Annotated in this window: 18 protein-coding genes and 1 tRNA gene; 8 read left to right on the top strand and 11 right to left on the bottom strand. The window is 68.1% G+C overall.

Going from position 1 to position 25,344, the window contains the following annotated elements; genetic code table 11:
• Positions 1–52: 52 nt before the first annotated feature.
• Together ACSVDD_RS11355 and ACSVDD_RS11350 are read left to right on the top strand one after the other, a co-directional pair.
• Positions 53–1,594 (top strand): FAD-dependent oxidoreductase, encoded by a 1,542-nt coding sequence (locus ACSVDD_RS11355; protein ID WP_448189458.1) that lies wholly within the window; start codon positions 53–55, stop codon positions 1,592–1,594.
• Between the two features lie 55 nt (positions 1,595–1,649).
• Positions 1,650–2,051 carry a nuclear transport factor 2 family protein gene (locus ACSVDD_RS11350; RefSeq protein WP_448189457.1) on the top strand — a complete coding sequence of 134 codons (402 nt, stop codon included), beginning with the start codon at positions 1,650–1,652 and terminating at the stop codon, positions 2,049–2,051.
• A 104-nt stretch (positions 2,052–2,155) separates the two neighbouring features.
• Here the strand turns inward: ACSVDD_RS11350 and ACSVDD_RS11345 are convergent, their stop codons facing one another.
• The 3 genes from ACSVDD_RS11345 to ACSVDD_RS11335 form a co-directional block, all read right to left on the bottom strand.
• On the bottom strand, positions 2,156–3,310 hold the full coding sequence (locus tag ACSVDD_RS11345) for a serine hydrolase domain-containing protein (protein WP_448189456.1): 1,155 nt from the start codon (positions 3,308–3,310) through the stop codon (positions 2,156–2,158).
• Between the two features lie 165 nt (positions 3,311–3,475).
• Entirely contained in the window at positions 3,476–5,143 is a 1,668-nt protein-coding gene (locus ACSVDD_RS11340; protein ID WP_448189455.1) for a glycosyltransferase family 39 protein, read from the bottom strand.
• Positions 5,140–6,249, bottom strand: coding sequence for a glycosyltransferase family 2 protein (locus ACSVDD_RS11335; RefSeq protein ID WP_448189454.1), 1,110 nt, complete (start codon positions 6,247–6,249; stop codon positions 5,140–5,142). The genes ACSVDD_RS11340 and ACSVDD_RS11335 overlap by 4 nt, the downstream gene beginning before the upstream one ends.
• A gap of 306 nt (positions 6,250–6,555) precedes the next feature.
• On the opposite strand from ACSVDD_RS11335, the gene ACSVDD_RS11330 reads away from it, so the two are divergent.
• Together ACSVDD_RS11330 and ACSVDD_RS11325 are read left to right on the top strand one after the other, a co-directional pair.
• Positions 6,556–7,203, top strand: coding sequence for a hypothetical protein (locus ACSVDD_RS11330; protein ID WP_448189453.1), 648 nt, complete (start codon positions 6,556–6,558; stop codon positions 7,201–7,203).
• Entirely contained in the window at positions 7,196–7,645 is a 450-nt protein-coding gene (locus tag ACSVDD_RS11325) for a GNAT family N-acetyltransferase (RefSeq protein WP_448189452.1), read from the top strand. Before ACSVDD_RS11330 ends, ACSVDD_RS11325 begins: the two co-directional genes overlap by 8 nt.
• A gap of 327 nt (positions 7,646–7,972) precedes the next feature.
• On the opposite strand, the gene ACSVDD_RS11320 is transcribed toward ACSVDD_RS11325, so the two are convergent.
• From ACSVDD_RS11320 to ACSVDD_RS11300, 5 genes are all read right to left on the bottom strand, one after another.
• Positions 7,973–8,557, bottom strand: a complete 585-nt coding sequence (locus tag ACSVDD_RS11320; protein ID WP_448189451.1) for a hypothetical protein — start codon at positions 8,555–8,557, stop codon at positions 7,973–7,975.
• A 1-nt stretch (position 8,558) separates the two neighbouring features.
• Positions 8,559–9,539, bottom strand: a complete 981-nt coding sequence (gene moaA / locus ACSVDD_RS11315) for a GTP 3',8-cyclase MoaA (RefSeq protein WP_448189450.1) — start codon at positions 9,537–9,539, stop codon at positions 8,559–8,561.
• Between the two features lie 98 nt (positions 9,540–9,637).
• Positions 9,638–12,109 carry a trimethylamine-N-oxide reductase TorA gene (gene torA / locus ACSVDD_RS11310; RefSeq protein ID WP_448189449.1) on the bottom strand — a complete coding sequence of 824 codons (2,472 nt, stop codon included), beginning with the start codon at positions 12,107–12,109 and terminating at the stop codon, positions 9,638–9,640.
• A 151-nt stretch (positions 12,110–12,260) separates the two neighbouring features.
• Positions 12,261–12,866 (bottom strand): TorD/DmsD family molecular chaperone, encoded by a 606-nt coding sequence (locus ACSVDD_RS11305; protein WP_448189448.1) that lies wholly within the window; start codon positions 12,864–12,866, stop codon positions 12,261–12,263.
• A 16-nt stretch (positions 12,867–12,882) separates the two neighbouring features.
• Positions 12,883–14,052, bottom strand: a complete 1,170-nt coding sequence (locus ACSVDD_RS11300; protein WP_448189447.1) for a NapC/NirT family cytochrome c — start codon at positions 14,050–14,052, stop codon at positions 12,883–12,885.
• 152 nt (positions 14,053–14,204) lie between these two features.
• Here ACSVDD_RS11300 and ACSVDD_RS11295 point away from each other — a divergent pair, with 152 nt between their 5' ends.
• Entirely contained in the window at positions 14,205–14,915 is a 711-nt protein-coding gene (locus ACSVDD_RS11295) for a response regulator (protein ID WP_448189446.1), read from the top strand.
• On the opposite strand, the gene ACSVDD_RS11290 is transcribed toward ACSVDD_RS11295, so the two are convergent.
• A complete protein-coding gene (locus ACSVDD_RS11290; protein ID WP_448189445.1) occupies positions 14,888–17,272 on the bottom strand; it encodes an ATP-binding protein in 2,385 nt (794 codons plus the stop codon). The genes ACSVDD_RS11295 and ACSVDD_RS11290 overlap by 28 nt on opposite strands.
• 457 nt (positions 17,273–17,729) lie before the next feature.
• Between ACSVDD_RS11290 and ACSVDD_RS11285 the strand changes: the two genes are divergently transcribed.
• The 3 genes from ACSVDD_RS11285 to ACSVDD_RS11275 all read left to right on the top strand — a co-directional run bounded on the left by ACSVDD_RS11285 (position 17,730) and on the right by ACSVDD_RS11275 (position 23,609).
• Positions 17,730–18,167: a DoxX family protein gene (locus tag ACSVDD_RS11285; protein ID WP_448189444.1), complete on the top strand. Its 438-nt coding sequence runs from the start codon at positions 17,730–17,732 to the stop codon at positions 18,165–18,167.
• A 455-nt stretch (positions 18,168–18,622) separates the two neighbouring features.
• Positions 18,623–20,059 (top strand): ATP-binding response regulator, encoded by a 1,437-nt coding sequence (locus ACSVDD_RS11280; protein ID WP_448189443.1) that lies wholly within the window; start codon positions 18,623–18,625, stop codon positions 20,057–20,059.
• 184 nt (positions 20,060–20,243) lie between these two features.
• Positions 20,244–23,609, top strand: coding sequence for a PAS domain S-box protein (locus ACSVDD_RS11275; RefSeq protein WP_448189442.1), 3,366 nt, complete (start codon positions 20,244–20,246; stop codon positions 23,607–23,609).
• A 204-nt stretch (positions 23,610–23,813) separates the two neighbouring features.
• On the opposite strand, the gene ACSVDD_RS11270 is transcribed toward ACSVDD_RS11275, so the two are convergent.
• Positions 23,814–23,903, bottom strand: a tRNA-Ser gene (locus tag ACSVDD_RS11270).
• A 105-nt stretch (positions 23,904–24,008) separates the two neighbouring features.
• Positions 24,009–25,319, bottom strand: a complete 1,311-nt coding sequence (locus tag ACSVDD_RS11265) for an ammonium transporter (protein ID WP_448189441.1) — start codon at positions 25,317–25,319, stop codon at positions 24,009–24,011.
• Positions 25,320–25,344 lie beyond the last annotated feature (25 nt).

Genomic DNA, 25,344 nt, shown 5'->3' with positions numbered 1-25,344 from the left:
TACCCGCTGTTTGGTCGGGAGGCACAGCCCCTCACCGGGAAGGAAACAGGCCATGCAGGGTTCCGGCACCACGACGTCCGTGTGGATGGCGACCGCGACGACGCCCTCAGGGACCACCGACCCGCGAGCGGTCCGGCCGGATGTGGTGGTGATCGGCGCCGGCATCGCCGGGGTCAGCACCGCCTATTTCCTCCAGCGTTCGGGGAAAAAGGTGCTGCTGCTCGACGACGGCAAGCCCGGCGACGGCGAGACCGGGCGCACCACCGCGCACCTGTCCAACGCCATCGACGACCGCTTCACCGAGATCGAGCGCCTGCACGGCCGCGCCGGCGCCCGGCTGGCCGCCGAGAGCCACGGTGCCGCCATCGACGCCATCGAGCGACTGTGCCGCGAGGAAAACATCGCGTGCGACTTCACCCGCCTCGACGGCTACCTGATGGCGGTCCCCGGCCAGGACCCGGCGGAGATGGACAAGGAGCAGGCCGCCGCGCACCGCGCCGGATTGAGCGCGGTGGAGATGTTGGACAAAGCCCCCGGCATCGACCATCCCGGCCCGGTGCTGCGCTTCCCGAACCAGGGCATGTTCCACCCGCTGAAGTACCTGACCGGGCTGGTCGAGGCGTTCCGCAAGCGCGGCGGCCTGCTGTCCACCGACTCCCACGTCACCAGCCTGGAAGAGACCGACGACGGGGTGCGCATCCACATCGACGGTGGCGCTGCGATCGAAGCGAAGGCGGTGGTGGTGGCCACCAACGCGCCGATCAGCGACCGCTTCTCCATCCACTCCAAGCAGGCGCCCTATCGCACCTACGTCATCGGGGTGCGGGTGGCGCAGGGTGCGCTGCCGACCGCGCTGTGGTGGGACGACCTGGACCCCTACCACTACGTCCGCCTCCAGCCGCAGGGCGACCACGCCGTGCTGATCGTCGGCGGCGAGGATCACAAGACCGGCGAGGCGGACGATATGGACACCCGCTGGGCGCGGCTGGAGGCGTGGACGCGCCGGCACTTCCCCATGGCCGGCGACGTGGAATACCGCTGGTCGGGCCAAGTGATGGAGCCGTTCGACGGCCTCGCCTTCATCGGCCGCGATCCGGGGTGGAAGCGGCACGTCTTCGTCGTGACCGGTGACAGCGGCATGGGCATGACGCACGGCACGCTGGCCGGCCTGATGCTGTGCGAGATGGTGCACGGCTGCGGCCATCCCTGGGCCGAGCTGTACGCCCCCTCGCGCAAGATGATCCGCAAGCTCGGCACCTACCTGCGCGAAAACCTCGACGCGGCGCGGCACCTGGCGGCGGCGTTCGGGGCATCCGACGTGGAGTCCGAAGCCGATATCCGCCCCGGCGAGGGCGCGGTGATGCGGCACTTCGGCCGGCCGGTGGCGGCCTATCGCGACGAGCAGGGCCACCTGCACCGCATGTCGGCTATCTGCCCGCATTTGAAGTGCACGGTGGAATGGAACTCCGCCGAGAAGACCTGGGACTGCCCCTGCCACGGCTCGCGCTTCGCCTGCGACGGGGCGGTGCTGAACGGCCCGGCGACCACGGCCCTCGTCCGCATCGAGCAGGAGGCGCACGGCCGCGCGGAGTAGGCTTGCGGCGGCGGCCCGCTTCCGACACCATGCGGGAAACCGAGGACCCGCCCGCATGACCGACGACGACGCCGTCCTGGCGCTCAACCAAGCCTTCTACCGGGCGTTCGCCAGCCTGAACTACGCCGCCATGGACGCGCTGTGGGCGCGCCGCCTGCCGGTGGCCTGCCTGCATCCGGGCTGGACGCTGCTGCTGGGCCGCGAGCCGGTGATGGAAAGCTGGAAAGCGCTGCTCGCCGGCTCGCAGCAGCCGGCCATCCACCCGCGCAACGAACAGGTGCTGATGCTGGGCGACAGCGCGCTGGTGCTGTGCGAGGAGGTGCTGCCGGGCACGGTGTGCGCGGCCTCCAACCTGTTCGTCCGCGAGGACGGTGCCTGGCGCCTCGTCCACCACCAGTCCGGCCCGCTCGCCCCCGCCGCCGAACGCACGCCGACGCCCGCACGCCGGCTGCACTAATTTATTTTTTTGCCCTCAAACGGCGGGCGGCCCCATCCGGGGCCTTGCCTTCGCGCCCATGGGGGCGCAGGGCCTCAATGGCCCAGTCGCGCTGCGCGCTCCGGTCAGCGTTCTTCGAAACTCCGCAGCAGGTCGATGGCGACCTTGTCGGCGACGGTGCGCTCCGGGTCGGTGTTGGTCAGCGCCACCACCGCCCAGCGGTGCGCCCTGGACACCGCCATGTAGGCGTTGAAGCCGCCCGTGGCGCCCGAGTGCCAATAGATCGGCGTGCCGTCGCGCGCCCACGCCACGAACCAGCCCAGCGCCATCGCCCCGTACCCCAGGCTGCCGGAATCGGCCAGCGCCGGCCCCTGCACCTGCACGGTCTGGGCGAGCGCCAGCGTGCCCACCGTGTCCGCCCCGCAGCCGCCGGGGCAGTCGCCCATATTGACGCGCAGCCACTTCAGCAGATCGTCCGCCGTCGAGTAGAGCCCGAAGGACGGCAGCATGGCCGGCGCCTCCCAATCCGGCACTTCCGTACCATGGGCGTGGCCCACCGCCTTGCGGGTGCGCTGCTCCGAGGTCAGGCGCAGCGTGGTGTCCCGCAGGCCGAAGCGCTCGGTGACGACCCGCTTCAGCAGATCCTCGTAGCTGGCGCCGGCCGCGGTGGACAGCGCCGCCCCCAGCACCGCCATGCCGACGTTGGAATAACGGAAGCGCGTGCCCGGCGGCACCCGCAGCTCATAGCCGGACAGCCACGCGGCCACCTCGCCCGGCGTGAGCGGCTTGTAGGGGTTGCGCGGGTCCTCCAGGCGCGACCAGGAGAAGTTCGGCGTCTCCGGCACGTTGGGCAGGCCGGCGGTGTGCGTCGCCAGATCGACCAGCCGGATCGGCCGCCCCTCATAGGCCGGCACGTGCGGCGACTGGCGCAGGTGGCGGTCGAGCGGGTCGGTGGCGGCCACGGCACCCGCGCGGATCAACTCGGCCAGGATGGTGCCGGTGAAAGGCTTGGTCAGCGAGGCGATCTGAAACACGGTCCGGCCGTCCGGCCGCGGACCGTTGCGCCGCCCGAGGCTGCCGTAGCCGGCCACCATGCTGCGCCCCTGGTAAACCACGCCGATCACAAGACCGCCGTCCTGTGCGCCGGCCTCGGCCATCCGTGTCGCGGCGGCCTGCTCCACCGTGTCGCGAAGCTGGTCGAGGTTGAGCGCCGAGGCCGGTGGCGCCAAGCCCACCGATGCCGCCAGCGCAAGGCCAAATCCCATCGCCGCCGCCCGCATTCCCACAGCTCCCGTCCAGGGTCGCTAGGGGAGAGTGGGAAGCGGGAGAGCCCCGCAGGACTCACGCGTTGGGCGATGCCTCGACGGCGTGCGGGTGCGCCGAACGACGCACCCCCGGCCGATGCCGCGGGTACCCCGTTCTCGCCAAGCCGGGTGGAGGGAACCTTAGTGGACGCGCTTCTCGGGCGGACGGCGGTCCTTGACGATGGAAAGCGGCACGCCATCGGCGGCGATCTCCAGGATGGGCTGGCCGTCCAGCAGGTTGGGGCAGCCGCGCACCTGGGTGAACGCCATGAAGAAGTCGGCGCGGCGCCAGTCCGGGTCCTTGTCCACCAGCTTCAGCCAGGGCGGCAGGTCGTAGCGCACCGCCAGCGGATTGCCGCAGACCGCCACCGTGTAGGTCTGCTTCGGCGCCTCGCCGTTGTTCTCCCGCTCGATGAAGGAGATCAGTTCCTTGGTCGCCTCGTGCAGCGAGTTGCCCCAGTAGTCCAGCTCGAACTTGCCCACGGCGCCGCGCAGGCCGCCGATGAACTGGTTGTAGTAGACGTACTGGTTGGGGTGCATGCTGGCGAGCTGCCAGACATACACCACCCCCAGCACCGTCAGCGCGCTGGCGAAGATGTGCCCGGCCTTGCGCCCCCAGCCCTCGGACGCCGCCCACGCGCGGTCGAGGGCGAAGGCGGCCAGCACCGCCATCGGCGGCACGACGAACAGGAAGTGCCGAATGCCGTTGTAGATGGTCGGCCGCATCAGCACGAACACCAGGATCGGCACGAAGACCGCCAGCACGGTCGGCACCCAGAAAATCGCCGTGTAGCGCCGGCCCGGCTGCAACACCAGCCGTCCCGTGGCCACCGCGCCGATCCCCAGCGCCCACACCAGCCCGACAACCATCACCTCCGGCAGCTTTACCAGCAGGTACAGGGGCACGTAATAGGCCGGCGGGTCGTTGGACTGCACCGAGACGCCGTTCAGCAGCGTGGCGATCTTGATCGGGAAGTGTGAGAAGGCGGACAGTGCCTCCAGCGGATTGAGCGGGTTCATCACCGCCCAGGGCCAGAACACCGCCATCACCACATAGGCGATGGGCAGCACCGGCAGCAGGGTCAGCGCGGCGCGGGTGACGTCTTGCAGCATCTGCCGCCGCCCCTCGGTGTGCCAGACCAGCGCCGCATGCAGCAACAGCGCGACACCCAGATAGAACACGCCGAACACCGCGCCGACGCGGATGCCCAACGACAGTCCCAGCATCAGACCAAACTTCAGCGAGGCCGAACGGCTGGGCCGCGGCATCTGCTGGAGGATGCGGGTGGCGAAATACAGCATCCACACCATGCCGGCCGCGAAAGGCACGTCCTTGGTGTTGTTGAACATCGCCCCGTAATAGACACCGGACAGCGCCAGCAGCGCCGCCGCAAGCAGGCCGGCGCGCGGACCCCCGAGCTGGCGCCCGAGCCGCCATGTGCCGGCGACGCCGACCACGCCCAACAAGCCGCACAGCAGGTGGCGCGTCGCGTATTCGTCGAAGGGCGAGACCGGCAGCAGCACCGCGACCACAAGGTCGAACAGCCCGCCGTACAGGTACAGATCCTTGAAATGGAACGCCGACTGGTCCTGGAACCCCGACAGGTAGAAGGACAGCAGCTCCTTGCCGTAGATGTGCTGCACCTCCTCGTCGGTGGTGATGCCGTAGTCCTGGAAGGACAGTGCGACGATCACCAGCATGCCGAGCAGCAGCACGCGGGCAAGCTGGTCCCACACCGGGCCATAATGCAACTGGCCGCGCGCGTCGGTCTGGACGGCCGTCTGGGTCAGGGAAAGCGGGTAGTTCAAGACGTCCTCTCCGGCCGCGCCTCGGCGGTCCGCGCGGGCTCGGCGGCGGCCGTCCCGTCTTCTAATCCATGAGTCGAGCGCACGATGAACAGCGGACGCCCCTTCACTTCGTCGAAGACCCGGCCCAGATAGTCGCCGATGATGCCCAGGGTGATGAGCTGAAGCCCGCCCATGAACAGCACCGAGACGATCAGCGATTCATAGCCCGGCACGTCGACGCCGTAAAACAGAGTCCGCATCAGGCGCAGCACGATGTAGACGAAGGCGAAGCCCGACACGGCGACGCCGATCAGGCTCCACACCCGCAAGGGGAAGGTGGAGAACGCCGTCAGCCCGTCGATGGCGAAGCGCAGCAGCTTGATGAAGCCCCACTTGGTGTCGCCGCCAGCGCGCTCGCCCTGTTCATAGGTGACCACCGCCTGACGGAAGCCGACCCAGGCGAAGATGCCCTTCATGAAGCGCGTGCGCTCGGGCATGCGGTTGATGACCTCGACCACCTTGCGGTCCATCAGGCGGAAATCGCCGACCTCGCGGGGCAGCTTCACGTCGGACAGCGTGTCGAAGATCCAGTAGAACGCCTTGGCGAACAGGCGGTGCTTCCAGGTCTGGCCGATGCGGGCGTGGCGCGCCGCCACCACCACGTCGTAGCCCTCCCGCCACTTGGCGATGAACAGCGGCAGCACCTCCGGCGGGTGCTGGAGGTCGGCGTCCATGGGCACCACCGCGTCGCCGCGGGCGTGCGCCAGACCGGCCGACAGCGCCAGCTCCTTGCCGAAGTTGCGCGACAGGTCGACCACCTTGATGCGCCCGTCGCGGCCATGCGCGGCGATCAGACGCTCCAGCGTGTCGTCGCGGCTGCCGTCGTTGACGCAGACCACCTCCCATTCCATGCCAAGCCCGCCATCGCCAAGCCCGTCGAGCACCGGCGCGAGGCGCGCGAACAGCGCCTCGACGTTGGGCCCCTCGTTGTAGAACGGGATGACGACGGAGAGTAGCCGGCGTCCACCGCCGGGCGCGGTGCGCTCCTCCTTAGGATCGGCCAGCTTAGGATCGGCCGGGGCCTGGACCGGGGTGGGCGCCGTACGGGGCGCCTGGATAAGGGACATGGGGGACCGTAAACTCACATCGCGCGCTGCCGGATTGCGTCCAACGGGCGCCGCGACCCCGGCCGGTCCCAGCACTTTGTTTGCGTATACCATGTTACCCGCGTATGGGCAAAATGCCTGTCCTGTGACCATTGGCCGTTTTGCGAACCGGTTTGCCCGTCCGGGGACGCTCGCCGGCCAATCCTCAACGAACGTCGCTGGCCCTGCGCTTATTCCAGCGCTGCCTGCGGCCAGCACTTGCGGGACGGCGGCGAGGCGGCGCAAATAGGCTTTACCTCTATCCTGCCGACACCAGCCCGGTCCCCGATGATCCTGACCCCCATCCCCGCCGACACCATGACCGAGGCGCTCGCCCGCTTCGCCGCGCACCTCGCCGACCGCCCGCAGCCGCTGGCCGCCTTCCGCCGCATCGCGGCGACGTGGCCGGTCCCCGGCGGCGTCGACACGCCCGAGCAGCGCGCCGACGGCGTGGCGCTGGCGCACGCCCACGGCGTCGGCACGCTGGACGAGAAGCCCAGCGCCTCCTTCATGTGGGACGGCCAGGTCATCCGCACGGAGGTCGAGGCGACGGTCATCGTGCACGAACTGGCGCACTGGCTGTGCGCCGCGCCGGAGCGCCGCGGCCTCCTGGAGTTCGGCCTCGGGCCGGGACCGGAGACCAGCCGGCGCCAGGAGGCCCGCGCCCAGCAGAAACTCACCTTCCAGCAATGCATGCATGAGGAGGCGCAGACCTCGCTGCTCGGCATCCTGTGGGAGGCGGAACTGGGCCACCCGGCGATCCTCGCCTTCATGGAGCAGAACTGGATGGAAGCGTGGGAGCGCCCGACCACCGCCGACTGGTTCGCCGGCCACGCGGCCGAGCTGTTCGAGCGCGGCCTGATCGACGCCGATGGCCGCCCGACCACGGTGCGGGAATGGGCCGACGCCCGCCGGAAGGATCTGGTGCATGGTTGAGGTGACGGTCATACCGCTGGCGCGCGAGCACGAGGATGCGTGGCGCCGCCTGTTCCGCGGCTACCGCACGTTCTACAAGTGGCCGGAGGACGAGGCGGTGCTCGACCGCGTGTGGGCGTGGCTGCACGACCCGGCGCACGTGCTGGAAGGCGTGGTGGCGGTGCTGGACGGCCGCGTCGTCGGCCTGGCGCATTTCCGCGGCGAGCCCAGCCCGAGCCGGGGAGTGGAGGTGGGCTTTCTCAACGACCTGTTCGTCGATCCCGACACGCGCGGCGGCAAGGTGGGCGAAGCGCTGCTGGCCGATCTGCGCCGCACCGCCAAGGCGCGCGGCTGGCCCTTCGTGCGCTGGATCACCGCCGACGACAACTACCGGGCGCGCACGCTGTACGACCGGGTGGCGAAGAAGACGGCGTGGAACCTGTACGAGATGCCGGCGGAGTGAGGGGGCGGGGCCTCGTATAGCGCTTTGCGCGTGGCTTCGAAACGGCGCGCTTGCTCTTGCCGCCCATCGGCTGTAGGATGAAAATCCTCGTTGGCGAGGTGCGTCTGCGTGGTGCCGAACGGAATGAAACATTGCGTCGAACCACGTTTCATAGCGTTCCACAGTGTTGCATCCGGCATCGCCAAACCAGATCAAGCCATTGATTTTCACTGAAAATCATGAATCGTCGCGAAACGCCGATGCAACACCGGCGGCCCCGAATGAAACACCGGCGTTTCACGGCGACGGGACAGCACTTCCAGGCCTACAAACCTGACATCGCCCCCGTCATTCGTTCGCGTCCTTGGCTTGGCTTTGCAGGTATTTGAGCACCAGCGTCCGCTCGTCGCGGGTGAGTTGGGCGCGCGGTCCCATGGTTTGCAGGAACACGAACAGCTGGTTCGCCGTGTAGCGCGCCGGCACCCGGCGTTCGTGGCAGACGGTGCAGCGGGTGGCGAAGAGCGCCTCGGCCTCGGCCCACACGGCAGCGCGGTCGGCGGCGACATCGTCCGCGGCGACCCAGGCGGTCAGCGACACCCGGCGCCAGGACGCCCCGGTCTCGTCGGTTGCGGTTTCTCCGATGCTCAGCATGGCCGCAGCCGGCGCGCCTTTGGGCGTGGCGGCGAGGATTCGCTTGCCCGGCCGTTCGTACAGCAGGGCGGCGTTGCCGTCCGGGTGCCACGCGTCGACGCGCACCTGCACCCGGTCGCCCTGGCGGCCGAGCACCTGAAGCGGCGTCGCCGCCATGACGCTGCCGCCCTCCCCGCCCTCCGGCGTGGCGGTGAGCGGCGCCGTGCGCCGGGCGACCTGCGCCTCCTGCGCCAAGGCCATCGGCGCGATGAGCAGGGTTGCCAGCAGGACGAGCGTTCGCATGTCAGCCCCCGGTCAGGCTCATGCGGCGGGTCCGTGCCGCGGGCTGTTCGGCGAAGGCGTGCCCCTTGGGCTTGCGCAGCACCGCGGCGCGCACGGCGCCCGCCAACGCTTCGTCGTCGTCGCTCGTGCGCAAGGGCGTGCGCAGGTCGGCGGACTCCTCCTGGCCCAGGCACAGGTAGAGCGTGCCGGTGCAGGTCAGCCGGACGCGGTTGCAGCTTTCGCAAAAACTGTGGGTCAGCGGTGTGATGAAGCCGACGCGCCGGCCGGTCTCCTTGACACGCGCGTAGCGCGCCGGGCCGCCGGTGCGGTGATCGGTGTCCTCCAGCGTCCAGCGGGTTTCCAGTTCGGACCGCACCTGCGTCAGCGGCATGTACTGGCCCGAGCGCGGAACGCCGCCCAGCGGCATGACCTCGATGAAGGTCAGGTCGTAACCGCGCTCGCCGCACCATTCCACCATGCGGTGGAACTCGTCGTCGTTGACGCCCTTCAGCGCCACCGCGTTGATCTTGATCGCCAGCCCGGCGTCGCTGGCCGCCTGGATGCCCTCCACCACCTTGGGCAGCTTGCCCCAGCGGGTGATGGCCTGGAACTTGTGCGGGTCGAGGGTGTCCAGCGACACGTTGATGCGCCGGACGCCGGCCTCGGCCAGCCCCTCGGCGTGCTTGAACAGCATCGCGCCGTTGGTGGTCAGCGTCAGTTCGTCGAGCGCGCCGGACGTCACGTGCCGGCCGAGCGAGCGGACGAGGTTCATGATGCCGGGGCGCACCAGCGGCTCGCCGCCGGTCAGGCGCAGCTTGCGGGTGCCGAGAGTGATGAACGCCGAGGAGATTCGGTCGATCTCCTCCAGCGTCAGCACCTCGGCCTTGGGCAGGAAGCCTGCATCCTCCGCCATGCAGTAGACGCAACGGAAGCCGCAGCGGTCGGTTACCGAGACACGCAGGTAGCTGACCGTGCGGCCGAAGGAGTCCTGGAGAGGCGTCATGATGGTCGCTCTCTGTTGGGAAGGCCGTTGCCCCACCCTCCCGCGTTCCGCGGGTCCCTCCCTCCCCCGCCGGAGGCGGGGGAGGGCAAGGAAAGGACTTACGCGCTCTTCGGGGCGCCGAAGGCGGTCACGGCCGGGGCCGCGTCGGCGTATTTCTCGATCTGGGCGACGGCGGTGTGGCCGCAGTTGCCCTGGCCGAGTTTCGAGGTCGGCACGTCGACGGTCAGCGTGTTGACGTCGCCGTACTTGCACAGGGTGCCCGCCTTGCCCGGCTCGACGGGGTCGTACCAGCCGCCCTCGTTGACGCGGACGACGCCCGGACGAACCTTGTCGGTCACCACGGCGCCGGCCAGCATCTGGCCGCGATCGTTGAAGACCCGCACCACGTCGCCGGTCTTGATGCCGCGCGCCTCGGCGTCCTTGGTGTTGACGAGGCAGGGTTCACGGCCGGCCACCGCGTATTTGTCGCGCAGCACCGTCCCGGCGAGCTGCGAGTGCAGGCGCAGGTTCGGGTGGCTGGTGGTGACGTGCAGCGGATACTTGTCCTTGCTCGGGCCGCCCATCCACTCGACCGGCTCCATCCACCTGGGGTGCGGGCCGCAGTCGTCGTAGCCCATCTTCTCGATGTTCTTCGAGTAGATCTCGATCTTGCCGGACGGCGTGCCCAGAGGCTCCAGCAGCGGTTCGTCGCGGAAGCTCTTGTAGCGCACGAACTCCTTGGCGTCCTTCGGGATGTCGAATTCGACCACGGAGTCGCCCTTCCAGAACTCCTCGAAGGACGGCATCTTCTGCTTCTTCGCCTTGGCCTGGCTGAGCGCGGCGTTGTAGAAGGACTTGATCCAGTCGAGCTGGGTCTTGCCCTCGGTGAACTCCTTCTCCTTGCCGAGGCGCTTGGCGATCTCGCGGAAGATCTCGTAGTCGTCGCGGGCTTCGAACACCGGGTCGATGACCCTGTGCAGGCCGATGATCGCTTTCATGGCGTAATCGCCGACCTGCTCCACGTCGTCGCGCTCGAAGGTCGTGGTCGCCGGCAGCACGATGTCGGCGTGCCGGCAGGTGGCGGTCCACTGGAAGTCGTGGACGATCACCGTCTCCAGCTTCTGCCACGCCTTGACCAGACGGTTGCGGTCCTGGTGGTGGGCGAACGGGTTGCCGCCGACCCAGTAGCACAGCTTGACGTCCGGGTAGGTGACCTTGGTGCCGTTGAAGTCGATCACCTTGCCGGGGTTCAGCAGCATGTCGGACACCCGCGCCACCGGGATGACCACCGCACCGCCGGTCGCCAGCCACGCCGCCCCGCCGGCTTTGGAGCCGTCGGTGATGCCCGGCAGCACCGGGCTGTCGGCGCTCGGCGCGCCGCCGTTGGCGTAGTGGTAGGACAAGCCGAAGCCGCCGCCCGGCAGACCGATCTGCCCGAGCATGCTGGCCAGGGTGATCAGCATCCAGTGCGCCTGCTCGCCGTGGTGCATGCGCTGCATGGACCAGCCGCTCATCAGCATGGTGCGGTTCTTGGCGAAGTCGCGGGCGAGGCGCTTGATGATGTCGGCGTCGATGCCGCTGATGGCCGCCGCCCACTCCGCGGTCTTCGGCGTCTTGTCGGTGTCGCCCATCAGGTAGGGCAGGAACTTGTCGAAGCCGACCGTGTAGTCGTCGAGGAATTTCTGGTCGTGCAGCTTCTCGGCGACCAGCGTGTGGGCGATGCCCAGCATGATCGCCACGTCGGTCTGCGGCTTGGGCGCCAGCCACTCGGCGTTCAGATAGTCAGCCGTCGCGGTGCGGACGGGATCGATGCAGATGACCTTGGTGCCCTTCTCCTTCAGCGCCTTCAGGCCCTCGTAGCCGCCATGGTCGGGGACGATCCAGCCGATCTGGTTGGTGGTCATGGGGTCGGCGCCCCAGATGACGACGAGCTTGGAATGCTCGACCACCACCGGCCACGCGGTCTGCTGCTCATAGACTTCCAGGCGGCCGACGACGTGCGGCATGACCACCTGCGAGGCGCCGGTCGAATAATCGCCGGCCGACGAGCAATAGCTGCCGTTGAGGTTCAGCATGCGGCGCAGCAGGTTCTGGCAGTTGTGCAGCTTGCCCACACTCTTCCAGCCGTAGGAGCCGGCGTAGATGCCGGTCGGGCCGTAGTCCTTGGAGACGCGTTGCAGCTCCTTGGCGACGAGGTCGAGCGCCTGGTCCCAGGTGACGCGGACGAACTCGTCGGCGCCGCGCCTGGAGGTGTCGCTCTTCGCCCCGTCCTTCAGGTAGCCGGCGCGGACCATCGGGTACTTGATGCGGGTCGGCGAGTAGACGGCGTCGAGCACGCCGGGCAATTGCGGGCTGGGGAACAGGTCGCGCTCGTAGGGGACGGCCTCGACGAACTTGCCGTTCTCGACGCGCGCCCGGAAGGCGCCCCAGTGGCAGCCGGACATCGCCAGCGCCGAGGGTTGCGCCGCCATCACCCCCTTGGCCAGCAGCGACGGCCCGGCCATCAGCCCGGCGCCGGCGATCAGCGCACCTTCGAGGAAGGATCGGCGCGACACGAAGGGCTGGAAACCCTTCTCGAACAGCTTCGTCATGGCGTTCATCCCTTGCAGGGGGCTGCCGGGGCCGAAGGGCTCCGCACACCCATGTTCAGTGCTGACCGTTGTAGACGGGTGTTGTGAACGGGATTTCGGGGTCGGGTAACGGGCGTGAAAAATCTTGTAAACGGGGTGTGAATGGCCGCGCTCAGGCCGCGTCCATCGCCAGCATGCCGCGCAGCACCCGCGCCGCGGCGGCGTAGTAGCCCTGCCCGTCCCGCTCGATGCAGGCGTCGCAGAATCCGGGCGCCCAGCGCAGCAGATGCTCGTCCAGCAGCCGGCGCTCCAGCGCCGCCGCACCCGCTTGGATCAGTTCGGCCAGATACTCCAGTTCGACCGCGATGTGATCGGCCGGCTCCGGCGTGCCGGTGACCGACAGGCCGTGTTCGGCCAGAAGGCGCTCCATGTCGGTGGTGGCCTGCTGGAACAGCCGGCCTTCCGGGCTGGTGTGCACCGATTCGTACGGCGACACCGCCGAGGGGCCGCCGGCCCCCAGGAACAGCCGGGCGTAAGTGCCCGCCAGATCGAAGGCCATGGCCTCCAGGTCGGTGTCGTCGTTGACCATGGTGAGAAATCCCGCCACGCCCTCGCGCAGCGGCTCCGCCTGCGCCAGGTGCAGCAGCAGGCCGCGCGCCTCAGGGCTGCGATAGCCGGCCAGCGTTTCCGCCGTCGGCTCGCGGGCGAACACGCCCGCCAGCCACCGGTAGATTTCGGCCCGCAGGGGGCGCACCGCGTCGTTGGTTCGGGTCATCATCGCTGCTCCCCCTCGCTCAATGCGTGGCCGCGGCACCGCCGGTGTCCTTGGCGTAGAGTTGCAGGTACTTGAGGAGGAAGCGGTACTCCTCCTTGTCCAGCGTGATGAAGCGCTTCATGGAATCGAGGTTGCCGATCCACTGGTTCGCCAGGAAGTGGTTGGGGTTGCGCAGCGAATGGCAGGTGCCGCAGGACGCGCCGTACATCTCGTTGGCGTAGTTCCACAGCTTCTTCTCGTCGGCGGCCATCTCCTTGTCGGCGATCCAGGCGGTCAGCGCGACCTCGTTCCAGGTCAGGTCGGTGTCGGGGTCGAGGGTGCTGCGCTTCACCTCTACCGCCTTCTCGCTCCCCTTGCCCAGCGCCGCCGAGAAGATGCGCTTGCCGGACGCGGCGTAGACCATCTGCCCGACGCCGTCCTGCTGCCAGCCGTCCACCCGCACCTTCACCAGATCGCCGCTGCGCTCCAGCACCGTCACGCCGGTGGCCGGCAGAAGCACGCCGTCGCCGCGCGCGTCGGGCTTGGCGTCGGCGCGGTCGAGGAAGAACGGCTTGGAGCGCAGCGTGTACAGCCGCTCCGCCGTGCCCGTGCCCTTGGCGGACGACACGATCAGTTCCTCGAAGGCCTTCTTGTAGCCGCCGCTCATGTCCGGCAGCTTGTGGGCGATGCCCTTGTGGCAGGTGATGCAGGTCTCGCCGTCCTTGATGCCCTGCGGGTGCATCTTGCGGGCGCTCTCGCGCTGCTTCTCGATGTCCATGGTGGCGAAGGCGTGGCAGCTGCGGCATTCGCGCGAGTCGTTGGCCTCCATGCCCGCCCAGACTCGCTTGGCCATCTCAAGCCGGTGCTCGTCGAACTTTTCGGGCGTGTCCACGGTGCCGAGCAGCGCGTGCCAGACCTCCTTCGCCGCCTCGGCCTTGCGGATCAGCTTGTGGCCCAGGTCCTTGGCGACGTGGCAGTCCGCGCACACGGCACGCACGCCCGAGCGGTTCTGGAAGTGCGGCGACTGGGTGTACTCCTGGTACACGGACTGCTTCATCTCATGGCAGGAGATGCAGAACTCCAGCGTGTTGGTCTTGTCCAGGGCGACGGTGAAACCGCCCCAGCCCACCAGCGCCACCACCGCGGCGACCAGCGCCGTGGCGCCCCAGGCGACCGGCTTCGTGATCCACGTCCACACACGTCCAAGCATAACGCCCTCCATACCCACCGGGCGGGTGCGAACCGCAATCCCGCAGCGTCACGTTTAGCGGGTGCTTGTGAACGGTGTTCCAGCTAGGCTTGAACGGCGTGTAGAATGTTGTAAACGAACTGCAAACGACGTTCCGGCGGGAGAGCAGCCGCATGGCGGCCCAGCAGCACATTCTTGTCGTCGATGACGAGCTGACCACCCGCACCACCCTGACCGCCTATTTCGAGGCCGAGGGCTTCCGCGTCAGCGCCGTCGAGAATGGCCAGCGCATGCGCGCCGTTCTGGCCGCCGGCGGCGTCGATCTCGTGCTGCTCGACATCCGGCTGGCCGGCGAGGATGGCTTGACCCTGCTGCGCGACGTGCGCCGCACGTCGGACATCGGCGTCATCCTGGTCAGCGGAAAAAGCGACGAGATCGACCGCGTCGTCGGGCTGGAAACCGGGGCGGACGATTACGTCACCAAGCCGTTCAGCGCCCGCGAACTGCTGGCCCGCGCCAAGGGCCTGCTGCGCCGCACCGGCGGCGCCCACGCCGCACCGGCCGACGAGCCGGCGGTCAAGAGCTTCGCCGGCTGGTCGCTCGACGTGTCCAAGCGCCGGCTCAGCTCACCGGCGGGCGAGGACGTGCGCCTCACCCGCGCCGAGTTCGAGCTGCTGCTGGCCTTCGTGCGCAAACCCGGCCGGGTGCTGACGCGCGACAATCTGCTGGATCACGTCAGCCGGCGCGACTGGGCGCCCAACGACCGCACGGTGGACGTGCTGGTCGGCCGCCTGCGCCGCAAGATCGAGGCGGACCCCAACGAGCCGCGCATGATCCTGACCGAACACGGCGTCGGCTACGTGTTCGTCGAAGCGGTGACCTGATCGCCGGACAGCCGCCGCCACGCGGCGTCGAGTGCCTCCAGCGCCGCCGGATAGGCGGCGTCCAGGGCCGAGGCCGACTCAGTGTCCGCCGCGTTCTCGGCCCGCTTCGCCAGTTCGGCGAACGCCGTCAGCCCGACGTTGTAGGATGCGCTCTTCAGCGCGTGCGCCCGGTCGGCCACCACCGTCCAATCCCCGGCCCCGGCGGCGGCACGCAGTTCGGCCAGCAGCGCGGTGCTGGACGTGCGGAAGGCCTCGACGATGCGCTCCAGCCGCTCGCGGCCGAGCAGTTGGGCGTGTTCCTCCAGAACCGCCGCGTCAAGGACGGGGGCGCGACGCGTCGGCGGTGGCGGCGGGCGCTCGGCCAGCGCGGCGCGCAACGCCTTGTCCAGATCCTCGCGCCGGAACGGCTTGCCGAGGAAGCCGTCCATGCCCGCCGCGAAGCAGTCGCCGAGCTTGCCGCGCTGGCTGTTGGCGGTGATCGCCACGATGGGCACGCGGGAGCGCCGCGGGTCGGCCAGCGCGCGGATGCGCCGCGTCGCCTCCAGCCCGTCCAGGCCGGGCATGCGCAGATCCATCAGCACCAGATCGAAGTCGTGCGCCGCCGCCAGTTCCACCGCCCGCAGCCCGTCATCGGCCAGCGTCACCCGGTGCCCGCCGAGTTCGAGCAGCCCGGACAGCACGGTGGCGTTCACCGCGTTGTCCTCCGCCGCCAGGACGGACAGCGGCGGCAGCGGTGCGCCGCCGTCCACGGCCGGCAACGGCAGCCGCGCCGCGCGGGCGCCGCGGTCGAGCTCGATGACGAACCAGAAGGTGCTGCCCTCGCCCGGCGTGCTCTCGGCGCCGATGCTGCCGCCCACCGCATCGACGATGCGCTTGCAGATCGCCAGCCCCAGTCCGGTGCCGCCGTAGCGGCGCGAGATGGAGGTGTCGCCCTGCGCGAACGCCTCGAACAGCCGCTTGCGCGCTTCCGCGTCGATGCCGATGCCGGTGTCGGTCACTGCGAAGCGCAGCCGCGCCCGGCTGGCAGGGGCGCCGCGTTCGGCCGAGACGCGCAGCACGACCTCGCCCCGCTCGGTGAACTTGACGGCGTTGCCGATCAGGTTGAGCAGCACCTGACTGAGCTTCGCCGGATCGCCGCGCAAGCGCTGCGGCACGCGCGGCGCCCGCTCCAGACGCAGCGTGATGCCCTTGCGCACCGCCTGATGCTGGGTCAGCGAGCGCATGGTCTCCAGCAGATCGTCGAGGTGGAAGTCGATGGCCTCGAACTCCAGCCGGCCGGCCTCTATCTTCGAATAGTCCAGCACGTCGTTGAGGATCGCCAGCAGCGCCTCGCCGGAGGTGGAGATCGCGTCGATGTAGCCGTGCTGCTGCGGCGACGGCTCGGTCGCCTTGAGGAGCTGCGCCATGCCGAGGATGCCGTTGAGCGGCGTGCGGATCTCATGGCTCATGGTCGCCAGGAAGGCGGACTTGGCGCGGTTGGCACGCTCGGCCTGCTCGCGGGCGCGCTGGTAGTCGGTGACGTCGGTGAGGATGACCACCGTGCCGAGGAAGCGCTCGGAGATGTCCAGCATCGCCCGCAGCTTGGCGTCGAAGCGGCGCGGGCCGAGGCGGGTTTCCAGCGTGCACTCCACATCGCTCTTGTCGCCGGCGGCGCGCAGCAGCTCGCCCATGCGCTCCGCCACCGGGCCAAGGCTGCGGCTGCCGTAGTACACCATTCCCGGACTGGTCCCGACGCCGAAGACGTCGCAGGCGGCGTTGTTCATGTTCTCGATGCGGCCGTGCGGATCGAGGAAGATCACCGGATCGCGCACGCTTTCGAAGATGGTCAGGTACTTCAGCTTCTCGCGCGTGATGGCGACGTTGTGCTCCTGGATCTCGCGGATCTTGTCGGTGTCGGCGAGCCCGCTCCACTGGCTGCACAGCCCCAACTCGACCCGGTCGAAGACGCGATCCACGAAGCGCCGGCAGACGCGCTCGCCGGCCAGCGGCAGGCCGGCCGTCTCCACGAGGTCCTGGTAGCTCTGCCGGTAGTATTTGAGCAGACCGAGGAACAGCGTGATCGGGATGCCGCGCGCACCGTGCGCGCGGGCCTCATCGACGCCGAAGCGGGCCACGGAATCCTCGCCGTACTTCAGCGCGGCGTTCAGGTCCGGCGGCGAGTCGTGCAGGTCGAGCGCGTGCAGGATCGCCGTGGACAGCCCAACGACCGACGAGCGCCACGCCTCGACCAGGGTCGAGCTGTACATGGCGTAGCCGTGCTCCTTGGCATAGCCGAGCACGCGGTGGATCAGCCAGTCCTCGCCGCCTTCCACCAACTCGCGCAGAGGCGCCAACAAAACCTCGGGCCGCTCGACCATGATCGCACCTCGGGAACGCCGTGCGACGGCGAGTATACGCCGCCGGCAGAGGATGACCATGCGGCATCCGGGCTCGCCAGGAATGGGTTGTCAAACCAACGTCACTGCACCAGGCCGGGCAGCGGCGACTTGGCCGGTGATGCCCACCGCCTCGTGCGGGAACAGCGCCCGCCGGCGCTCGACCAGCTCCGCCGGGTCCAGGGGGGAGCGAACGGGCGGGAGTGGCCGCGTCGTAACGCAGCCGGTGCCGCACCGTCAAGGCACGCTCGAACCGGACATCCTCTGAGCCACAGCCGAGCTTTGCCCCGATCCAAGCAATGATTTGTCGCAAAATTCGCAACAGCCAATTGATTCGCCTCAATGTGGTTGCGTGATTTGCGGGAGGATAGTCGTCTTCAGGTCCTGACCAAGACAACCCGCGCCGACGCGATGCGCGCCAGCGCACAGGAGACGTCCAATGACCCTCTCAAAGCGCGATTTCGACCTGTCCGAACCAGCAATCGTCGTGCGGATGATGTGCGGCTTGCTGTATATTCCCCACATTTTGTTCAAATTGAACGCCATGGACGGCGCCGCGGCCTTTTTCGGCAAGGCGGGCTTCACCCCGCCGATGGCCTTCGTCGTGCTGGCCCTGGTGATGGAGACGGTCTGTGCGGTCGGCCTGACCTTCAACATCCACACCAAGTGGGTCGGCCTGCTGTCGGCCGGCGTGATGGCGGTGGCCGCCTACGCGGTGTTCGCCACCAAGGGCGTGGGCTGGCTATGGAACCTGGGCGGCGTCGAATACCTGGCGTTCTGGGGCGTGTCCTCGCTGGCGCTCGCCGCGCATGCCTGGAAGCAGGAACGCAAGACTTATGGCCGCATCACCCTGTTCGGCCACGCCCATTCAGTATGATCCCCTTCCGCCGGTAGGCGCTGGTCCGGTCGCGCGCCGCCGGACAGCCGCCCTGGCGGAAGTCGATCTTCATCGTCCGTCGTGCGGCGCTCGCGCAGGCGGCGCCTCGGGTCTGCTCAAGGCATCCCGAATTTTTTAAAACCTCAAGCAGCAAACCAAACGCTGAACGCCCGCGGCAGGCGCATACAGCTTGACCAAGCGGCCCAAAGGCACACCAATCTTCCGCCCTGTCGCATTCGAGCATTGTGATGCATTTGGATCTCCAGCCACGTGCGAAAATTGCTGTATGGCGGTCATCAAAACATTACGGCAGCGTCTGGACGGTCCAAACACTTATCCAATTATTGAGGAGCACGCAGAGCGTGCTATGCGCTTTGACAGACTTGGCTTGCTCGGATTACAGTTGTCTAATCCAAGCGCGGCGCAAAGGTTGCGCATCAAGGATTACCAAGATCATGAAGGTTGCATTCGCCAACACTGCTCTTACAGCAACCATATTTTGCCTGGACGCTGCCCTTCCCGACGGCGTATCCATCAACATTCTCTACGTTATCCCCTTGTACCTTTCTTCTTATTCCAATTATCCCCACGCCACCTTTCTGTGGGCGCTACTCCTCAGCATAGCTTCAGCCGCGGTGTCATTGATTGCCCCGCAAGGGCTGCCAATGGAATGGGAGCTGCTGGACCGGACACTAACCATTATTGTCCTCTGGTTGAGCGCGGTCATCATCCATCAATTGAAGCATCAGCGTGAACGTGCCCTGCAAGAGCAGGCGGCCGCCGTGGACGCAACGAAGGCAAAGACGCATTTCTTGGCAGCAGCCAGCCACGACTTGAGCCAACCCGTCCAGTCATTGTTCTTTTTCGCGGAAGCACTGCGCGACCACGTCCAGGGAGATGGCGGCAAAAAGTTGCTGGAAAGGCTGGAGCATGGCCTCGACGTGCTGAAGGAGTTGCTGGATGACCTCCTCGAGATATCCCGGATCGATGCCGGTGGCATTACGCCGCACGTTGAGGACTTCGCGATCAAACCGATGCTGGACGAAATCGCCACAAGCTGCGGCCCCATCACCGCGGCAAAAGGACTGGACCTGACCATCGCGGGAGCCGCCGGCATCGCGGTGCGCAGTGATCCGCACCTTCTGCGCCGTATAATACGCAACCTCGTTGAGAATGCGATCAAGTACACTGAGAAGGGCGGCATACGCATCGAGTGCACGACGGCAGGCGAACGCCTGCGCCTCGAAGTGCACGACACCGGTATCGGGATCGCGCCCAGTCAACAGGAGCGGATCTTTGACGAATTTCATCAGGTCGGAAATCCGGAGCGGGATCGCAACCTTGGCCTCGGCCTTGGGCTGTCAATCGTAAGGCGGCTGTCCGCACTGCTGGATCATCCGATGACGGTGACCTCGGAACTCGGCAAGGGATCTGTGTTCGTTGTGGACCTGCCGTTGAGCACGGTGAAAATCGAACTCCCTGCACATGCAAGCGCCCCAACCGCCTCGAACGGCCTGGACAGGCTCGCGGTGCTGGTGGATGACGACGCCATTGTCCTGATGGGGCTGCAGGCGACCCTCCAAGAGTGGGGATACGACACGCTGGTCGGCGCCTCCACCGAGCAGGTCGTGGAACGACTAAAGGCAAACGAGCGGGCTCCCGACATCATCATCGCCGATTATCGGCTGCGTCAGGGCCGGACGGGGATGGAAGCGATCCGGGAGATCAGGAAACTGGTTGGCGCCGAAATCCCCGCCATCATCCTGACGGGCGAGGTTGAAACAGAGTGGCGTCGGGACGCATCGGACCTCAGCGTAGGGGTCGCGGCCAAGCCAATCACACCGCGGCAACTGCGCCAAATCCTGGAACAACACCTTGGAGCGAAGGTGTAGACAGCCGGCGGACTGGTTCGGTTCGGCACCGGGAATACCCGAGCGTTTTAGTTTGTAAACCAAACAATTCGGATGCTAGGCTTTCCGTCGACCCGATCCCCTGGCCTCAGGACGCGGGCTCTGCGGGACGGCCCTGCAATGGCCGCCGGCGGATGATCGGGCCGGAAAGGAACGACGCGCGGCGATGAGCCTGCTGAACCGTCTGATGCTGCTGGTGGTCCTGGCCATGATCCCGGCCGTGGCCGTCCAGGTCTACAACGAATACGAGCTGCGCCGGGAGCGCGAGGCCGAGGTCGGCCAGCAGAGCGAACGACTGCTTGCCCTGATCGAGGCCGAGCAGGCACGCCTCATCGAGGGCTTCCGCCAGACCATGGTGGCGATCCGGGAAACCCGCTCCGTGCGTGAGGGTGACACCCCGGCCTGCCAAGCCTACATGACCCGGCTGAAGAACAACTACCCGGAGTTCATCGACTTCTACGTCACCGATGCCGAGGGCGTCGTCCGCTGCGGAACAGAAATCGGCTCCACCCGTCTAAGGGTCGCCGATCGCTTCCACTTCCGGGAGGCCGTGCGAACCGCCGGCTTCGTCGTCGGAGAGTACATCCAGAGCCGCGCCACCGACAGGCCCGTCCTGCCCTTCGCCATGCCGCTCCAGGATGCCGCCGGCAACACCCAGGGCATTGTGTCCGCCCTGCTCGATCTCGGCTGGCTGGTCGCCTACCTGAAGGCCAAGCCGCTCCCGGCCGGCGCGGCGATCACGGTGGCCGATCGCAATGGCATCGTCGCGGTTCGGATCCCGGCGGTGCCGAACATCGTCGGGCAGATGCCGCCGGACCGCTACATGGCCCTGCTGAGCGCCCCGACCCGCGGCGTCATGGACCTGATCACCCTCGACGGCGTGCCGCGTGTCGTCGCCTACTCGCCGGTCGATGCCGACCCCAAGGGGCTCTTCATCAACGTCGGCCTGGACAAGGCCGCGGCCATCGGCTCCATCAACGACGCCACGCGGCGCTCACTGGGCTTGGTAACGGCCAGCTTCGCGCTGCTCCTCGCCGGCGTAGCGGTCGGCGGGAACCTGCTGCTGCATCGGCCGGTCGCCACGCTCGCCGCGACGGCCCGCCGCTGGCGCGAGGGCGACCTCTCCGCGCGCACCGGCCTCAAGGGCGGCACCGAGATCGTCGCCCTCTGCCATGACTTCGACACCATGGCCAACCACCTGGAAGCCCAGATGCGCCGGCGGGAGCAGGCCGAGGAGGAGCTGCGCCGCAGCTCCGGACTGCTGGATCTGGTCATGGAGCACCTGCCGGTCGGCGTGATGATGATCGCCGCCGACGGGCGCATCCTGCGCCTGAACGCCGCCTCCGAGCGCATCTGGGCGGGCCGGCGCATGGTCGGCATCGACCGCTACGGCGAGTACAAGGGCTGGTGGGCGGACACCGGCAAACCCGTTGAGGCCCACGAGTGGGCGGCGGCGCGGGCGATCACGAAGGGGGAGACCGCGCTGGGTGAGGAGATCGATATCGAGTGCTTTGACGGCACCAGCAAGACCATCCGCAATTCGGCGGTGCCGCTCCGGAGCGGAGACGGCGCGATCGTGGGTGCCGTGGTGGTGAACGAGGACATCACCGAGCGGCGCGTCGCCCGACAAGCCCTGGAGGACAGCGAAGCCCGCTACCGCGCGGTCGTCCAGACCGCGGTGGACGCCATGGCGATCATCGACGAGCGCGGCATCATCCAGTCGTTCAATCACGCTGCCGAGCGCATCTTCGGCTACGCCGCCAACGAGGTGATCGGGCGCAACGTCAAGCTGCTGATGCCGGAGCCGCACCATTCCGCCCATGACGGCTACATCGCCAGCTACCTGCGCACCGGCCGGGGCAAGATCATCGGCATCGGGCGCGAGGTCGAGGGCCTGCACCGCGACGGCAGGCCGATCCCCCTGGAGCTCTCCATCGCCGAATGGCGGGCTCGCGGTCAGCGCTTCTTCACCGGGATCATGCGCGACGTCTCGCGGCGGCGTGCGGCGGAGCGGCACCTACGGGAGAACCTGACGCTGCTCAACACCATCATCGAGAGTTCCCCGGATCGGATCTTCGTCAAGGACCGCAAGGGCCGCTATCTGCTCGTCAACTCCGCCACGGCCATCGCCCACGGCCGACCACACGAGCAGATCATCGGCGTGCCCGAGCAGGACCTCGTTTCGCTCGAGGACGGCGCCGCACTGGCGGCGACCGATCGCCGGGTCATGGAGGCCGGGCACGCGCTGACCGTCGAGGAGACCGTCCTCAGCAAGGGCCATGGCGAACCCCGATGCTATCTCTCGACCAAGGTGCCGCTGCGCGACGACACGGGGGAGGTGATCGACATCATCGGCATCTCGCGCGACATTACCGAGCGCAGGGCGATGGAGGACGAACTGCAGCGGGCCAAGGAGGCGGCCGAGCAGGCGAACCTCGCCAAGTCGAAGTTCCTGGCGGCCGCCAGCCACGACCTGCGCCAGCCCATGCAGTCGCTGTTCCTGTTCTCCGCCGCCCTGGCCCCGCACGTGGCGAACGAGCGCGGCCAGAAGACGCTGACGATGCTGGAGCGCGGGCTGGACACGCTCAAGGCGCTGCTCGACAGCCTGCTCGACGTCTCGCGCCTGGATGCCGGCGTGATCAAGCCCGAGATCGGCAACGTGGCGCTCGGCCCGATCGTTGAGGACCTGGAGGCCGCCTACACGCCCATCGCCCAGTCCAAGGGACTGACCCTGCACGCGGAGACATCATGCGGGGTCGCCATCCGGTCCGATCCCATGCTGCTCGGCCGCATGGTCCGCAACCTCATCGAGAACGCCATCCGCTACACCGAACACGGCGAGGTGCGCATCGGCTGCGCCATCGCGGACGCCACGGCGCGGATCGAGGTGAGCGATACCGGCATCGGCATCCCGCCCGAGCAGCTGGAGCGCATCTTCGAGGAGTTCCACCAAGTCGCCAATCCCGAGCGGGATCGGACACAGGGGCTTGGTTTGGGGCTGGCCATCGTGCAACGCCTGTCCAGGCTTCTCGACCACCCGGTCTGCGTGCGCTCGGAGTTGGGCAAGGGGTCGGTGTTCGCCATCGAGGTGCCGCTCGGGCTGGCCGACGCGATCCCCACCGGACCGCCGTGCGCGCCGGCTCCGGTCACCGAGGCGGGCCTGCTCGCCGTGGTCGTGGACGACGACGCCATGGTGCTGGCCGGCCTCCGAACGGTGCTGGAGGGGTGGGGCTACGAAGTGCTGATCGCAGGGTCCGGCGACGAGGCCATGGAGCGGCTGCGGGAGAGCGGGCGCACGCCGGACGTCGTCATCGCCGATTACCGGCTGCGCGACGATGAGGTCGGTCCTGAGGTGGTGCGGCGCGTCCGCGCGTTCGTGGGAAGCCAGGTACCCGGCATTCTCCTTACCGGCGAGACCGGTCCCGAGTTCCAGCACGAGGCCGCAGCCAACGATCTGGGGCTCGCCAACAAGCCGGTTACTCCGCGGCAGCTTCACAGAGCCTTGGAGCGGCTGCTTCAGGCCGGCGATTGATTCCACACAGCGGTACGCGGGGTCCAGCCGGCAGCGCCGTGAACCACGGCACCATGATCGCCTTGAGCGTCGCACCGGCCGTCCGCCTCGACGCTCGTTCGCTACCGCACGCGGCTCTCCGCATCCCGGCGTAGGGCGCAACGTGGGACGTAAGTGCACTGCTAGGGGGGAGCTCGTTAAAATCAATGACTTGCGTCATTGCGATGGCGGATGGGGGGAGATTCGAACTCCCGATACCCTTGCAGGTATGCCGCATTTCGAGTGCGGTGCATTCAACCGCTCTGCCACCCATCCATACGCCTCGGTGTCGAGCGGCGCGGAACCTAACCGAAGCGCTCCGGCGCTGCAAGCCCTTTGATGAGCCCACAGCGCCGGTTTTTTTCGTCAGCCGATTTCGCCCTAGCTGATCTCGTAAGCGCGCTCGCCGTGGGTGACGAGGTCGAGGCCCTCGTACTCCTCCTCGGCGCTGACGCGGCGGGCGATGGCGATGTTGACCGCCTTGACGATGCCCCAGGTCACCACGCCCGACCACGCCGCCGTGACACCCACCGCCAACGCCTGCACGCCGAGTTGGCCGGTCCAGCTCATGCCCTCGGCCAGCCCGTTGCCGCCCAGCGCTGGCAGCGCGAACACCGCCAGCAGCAGCGAGCCCAGCATGCCGCCCACGCCGTGTACGGCGAACACGTCCAGCGAGTCGTCGATCAGCAGGCGGTGCTTGACGAACATCACGCACTGGAAGCACACCACGCCGCCCAGCGCGCCGATGACGATGGCGCCGCCCGGCCCCACATAGCCGGCCGCCGGGGTGATGGTGGCGAGCCCGGCGACGCAGCCGGTCACCAGACCGACCGAGGTCGGCTTGCCCAGCTTCACCCACTCGATGGCGGTCCAGGTCAGCGCGCCGGCCGACGCGGCGACGTGCGTGGCGATGATGGCGCCGGCCGCGGCCTGATCGGCGGCCAGCGCGCCGCCGCCGTTGAAGCCGAACCACCCCACCCACAGGATGCCGGCGCCGGTCATCGTCATGGCCGGGCTGTGCGGCGGGATCAGCTCGTGCGGGAAGCCCTTGCGGCGGCCGATCATGATGGCGGCCACCAGCGCCGACACGCCCGCCGTGGTGTGCACGACGATACCGCCGGCGAAGTCCATCGCCCCCATGGCCGCCAGCCAGCCGCCACCCCACAGCCAATGCGCCGCCGGCAGATAGACCAGCACCAGCCACACCGTGGAGAACACCACCACGAAGGCGAAGGGCGCGCGCTCGGGGAAGGCGCCGATGATCAGCGCCGGGGTGATGATGGCGAACGTCATCTGGAACAGCGCGAAGACGTTCTCCGGCAGGCCGGAGGTCGGCATCGCCGCGTCCATGTGGCCGAGGAAGCTCTTGCCCAGGCCGCCGATGAAGGGCGCGGTGCCGTCGAAGGCCAGGCTGTAGCCGAAGATCACCCAGATCAGCGACGCGATGCAGCAGATGGCGAAGCAGTTCATCAGCACCGACAGCACGTTGCGCGCCCGCACGAGCCCGCCGTAGAACAGTGCCAGCCCCGGCAGCGTCATGAACAGCACCAGCGCCGACGCGATGAGGATCCACGCCGTGTTGGCGCCGGACGGCGCCGCAGCCGGCGCGTCCGCCGCGAAAGCCGGCAGGCTTGTGGCGAGAGCGCCGATGAGGCCCGCAGAGCCTCCCTTTCCGATCAGCCGAAGTTCCATAGATCCAGGTTCCCCTTCACTGGCG

The sequence above is a fragment of the Azospirillum terrae genome (assembly GCF_053470425.1).
Note: the sequence above shows the minus strand (reverse complement) of the source record. Positions and strands in the feature narration are given on the sequence as shown.

Excerpts from the sequence above, each read along its gene's own strand:
- ACSVDD_RS11355 (WP_448189458.1), top strand. The coding sequence starts at position 53 with ATGCAGGGTTCCGGCACCACGACGTCCGTGTGGATGGCGACCGCGACG.
- ACSVDD_RS11350 (WP_448189457.1), top strand. The coding sequence starts at position 1,650 with ATGACCGACGACGACGCCGTCCTGGCGCTCAACCAAGCCTTCTACCGG.
- ACSVDD_RS11345 (WP_448189456.1), bottom strand. The coding sequence starts at position 3,310 with ATGCGGGCGGCGGCGATGGGATTTGGCCTTGCGCTGGCGGCATCGGTG.
- ACSVDD_RS11335 (WP_448189454.1), bottom strand. The coding sequence starts at position 6,249 with ATGTCCCTTATCCAGGCGCCCCGTACGGCGCCCACCCCGGTCCAGGCC.
- ACSVDD_RS11330 (WP_448189453.1), top strand. The coding sequence starts at position 6,556 with ATGATCCTGACCCCCATCCCCGCCGACACCATGACCGAGGCGCTCGCC.
- ACSVDD_RS11325 (WP_448189452.1), top strand. The coding sequence starts at position 7,196 with ATGGTTGAGGTGACGGTCATACCGCTGGCGCGCGAGCACGAGGATGCG.
- ACSVDD_RS11320 (WP_448189451.1), bottom strand. The coding sequence starts at position 8,557 with ATGCGAACGCTCGTCCTGCTGGCAACCCTGCTCATCGCGCCGATGGCC.
- moaA (WP_448189450.1), bottom strand. The coding sequence starts at position 9,539 with ATGACGCCTCTCCAGGACTCCTTCGGCCGCACGGTCAGCTACCTGCGT.
- torA (WP_448189449.1), bottom strand. The coding sequence starts at position 12,109 with ATGACGAAGCTGTTCGAGAAGGGTTTCCAGCCCTTCGTGTCGCGCCGA.
- ACSVDD_RS11305 (WP_448189448.1), bottom strand. The coding sequence starts at position 12,866 with ATGATGACCCGAACCAACGACGCGGTGCGCCCCCTGCGGGCCGAAATC.
- ACSVDD_RS11300 (WP_448189447.1), bottom strand. The coding sequence starts at position 14,052 with ATGCTTGGACGTGTGTGGACGTGGATCACGAAGCCGGTCGCCTGGGGC.
- ACSVDD_RS11295 (WP_448189446.1), top strand. The coding sequence starts at position 14,205 with ATGGCGGCCCAGCAGCACATTCTTGTCGTCGATGACGAGCTGACCACC.
- ACSVDD_RS11290 (WP_448189445.1), bottom strand. The coding sequence starts at position 17,272 with ATGGTCGAGCGGCCCGAGGTTTTGTTGGCGCCTCTGCGCGAGTTGGTG.
- ACSVDD_RS11285 (WP_448189444.1), top strand. The coding sequence starts at position 17,730 with ATGACCCTCTCAAAGCGCGATTTCGACCTGTCCGAACCAGCAATCGTC.
- ACSVDD_RS11280 (WP_448189443.1), top strand. The coding sequence starts at position 18,623 with ATGAAGGTTGCATTCGCCAACACTGCTCTTACAGCAACCATATTTTGC.
- ACSVDD_RS11275 (WP_448189442.1), top strand. The coding sequence starts at position 20,244 with ATGAGCCTGCTGAACCGTCTGATGCTGCTGGTGGTCCTGGCCATGATC.
- ACSVDD_RS11265 (WP_448189441.1), bottom strand. The coding sequence starts at position 25,319 with ATGGAACTTCGGCTGATCGGAAAGGGAGGCTCTGCGGGCCTCATCGGC.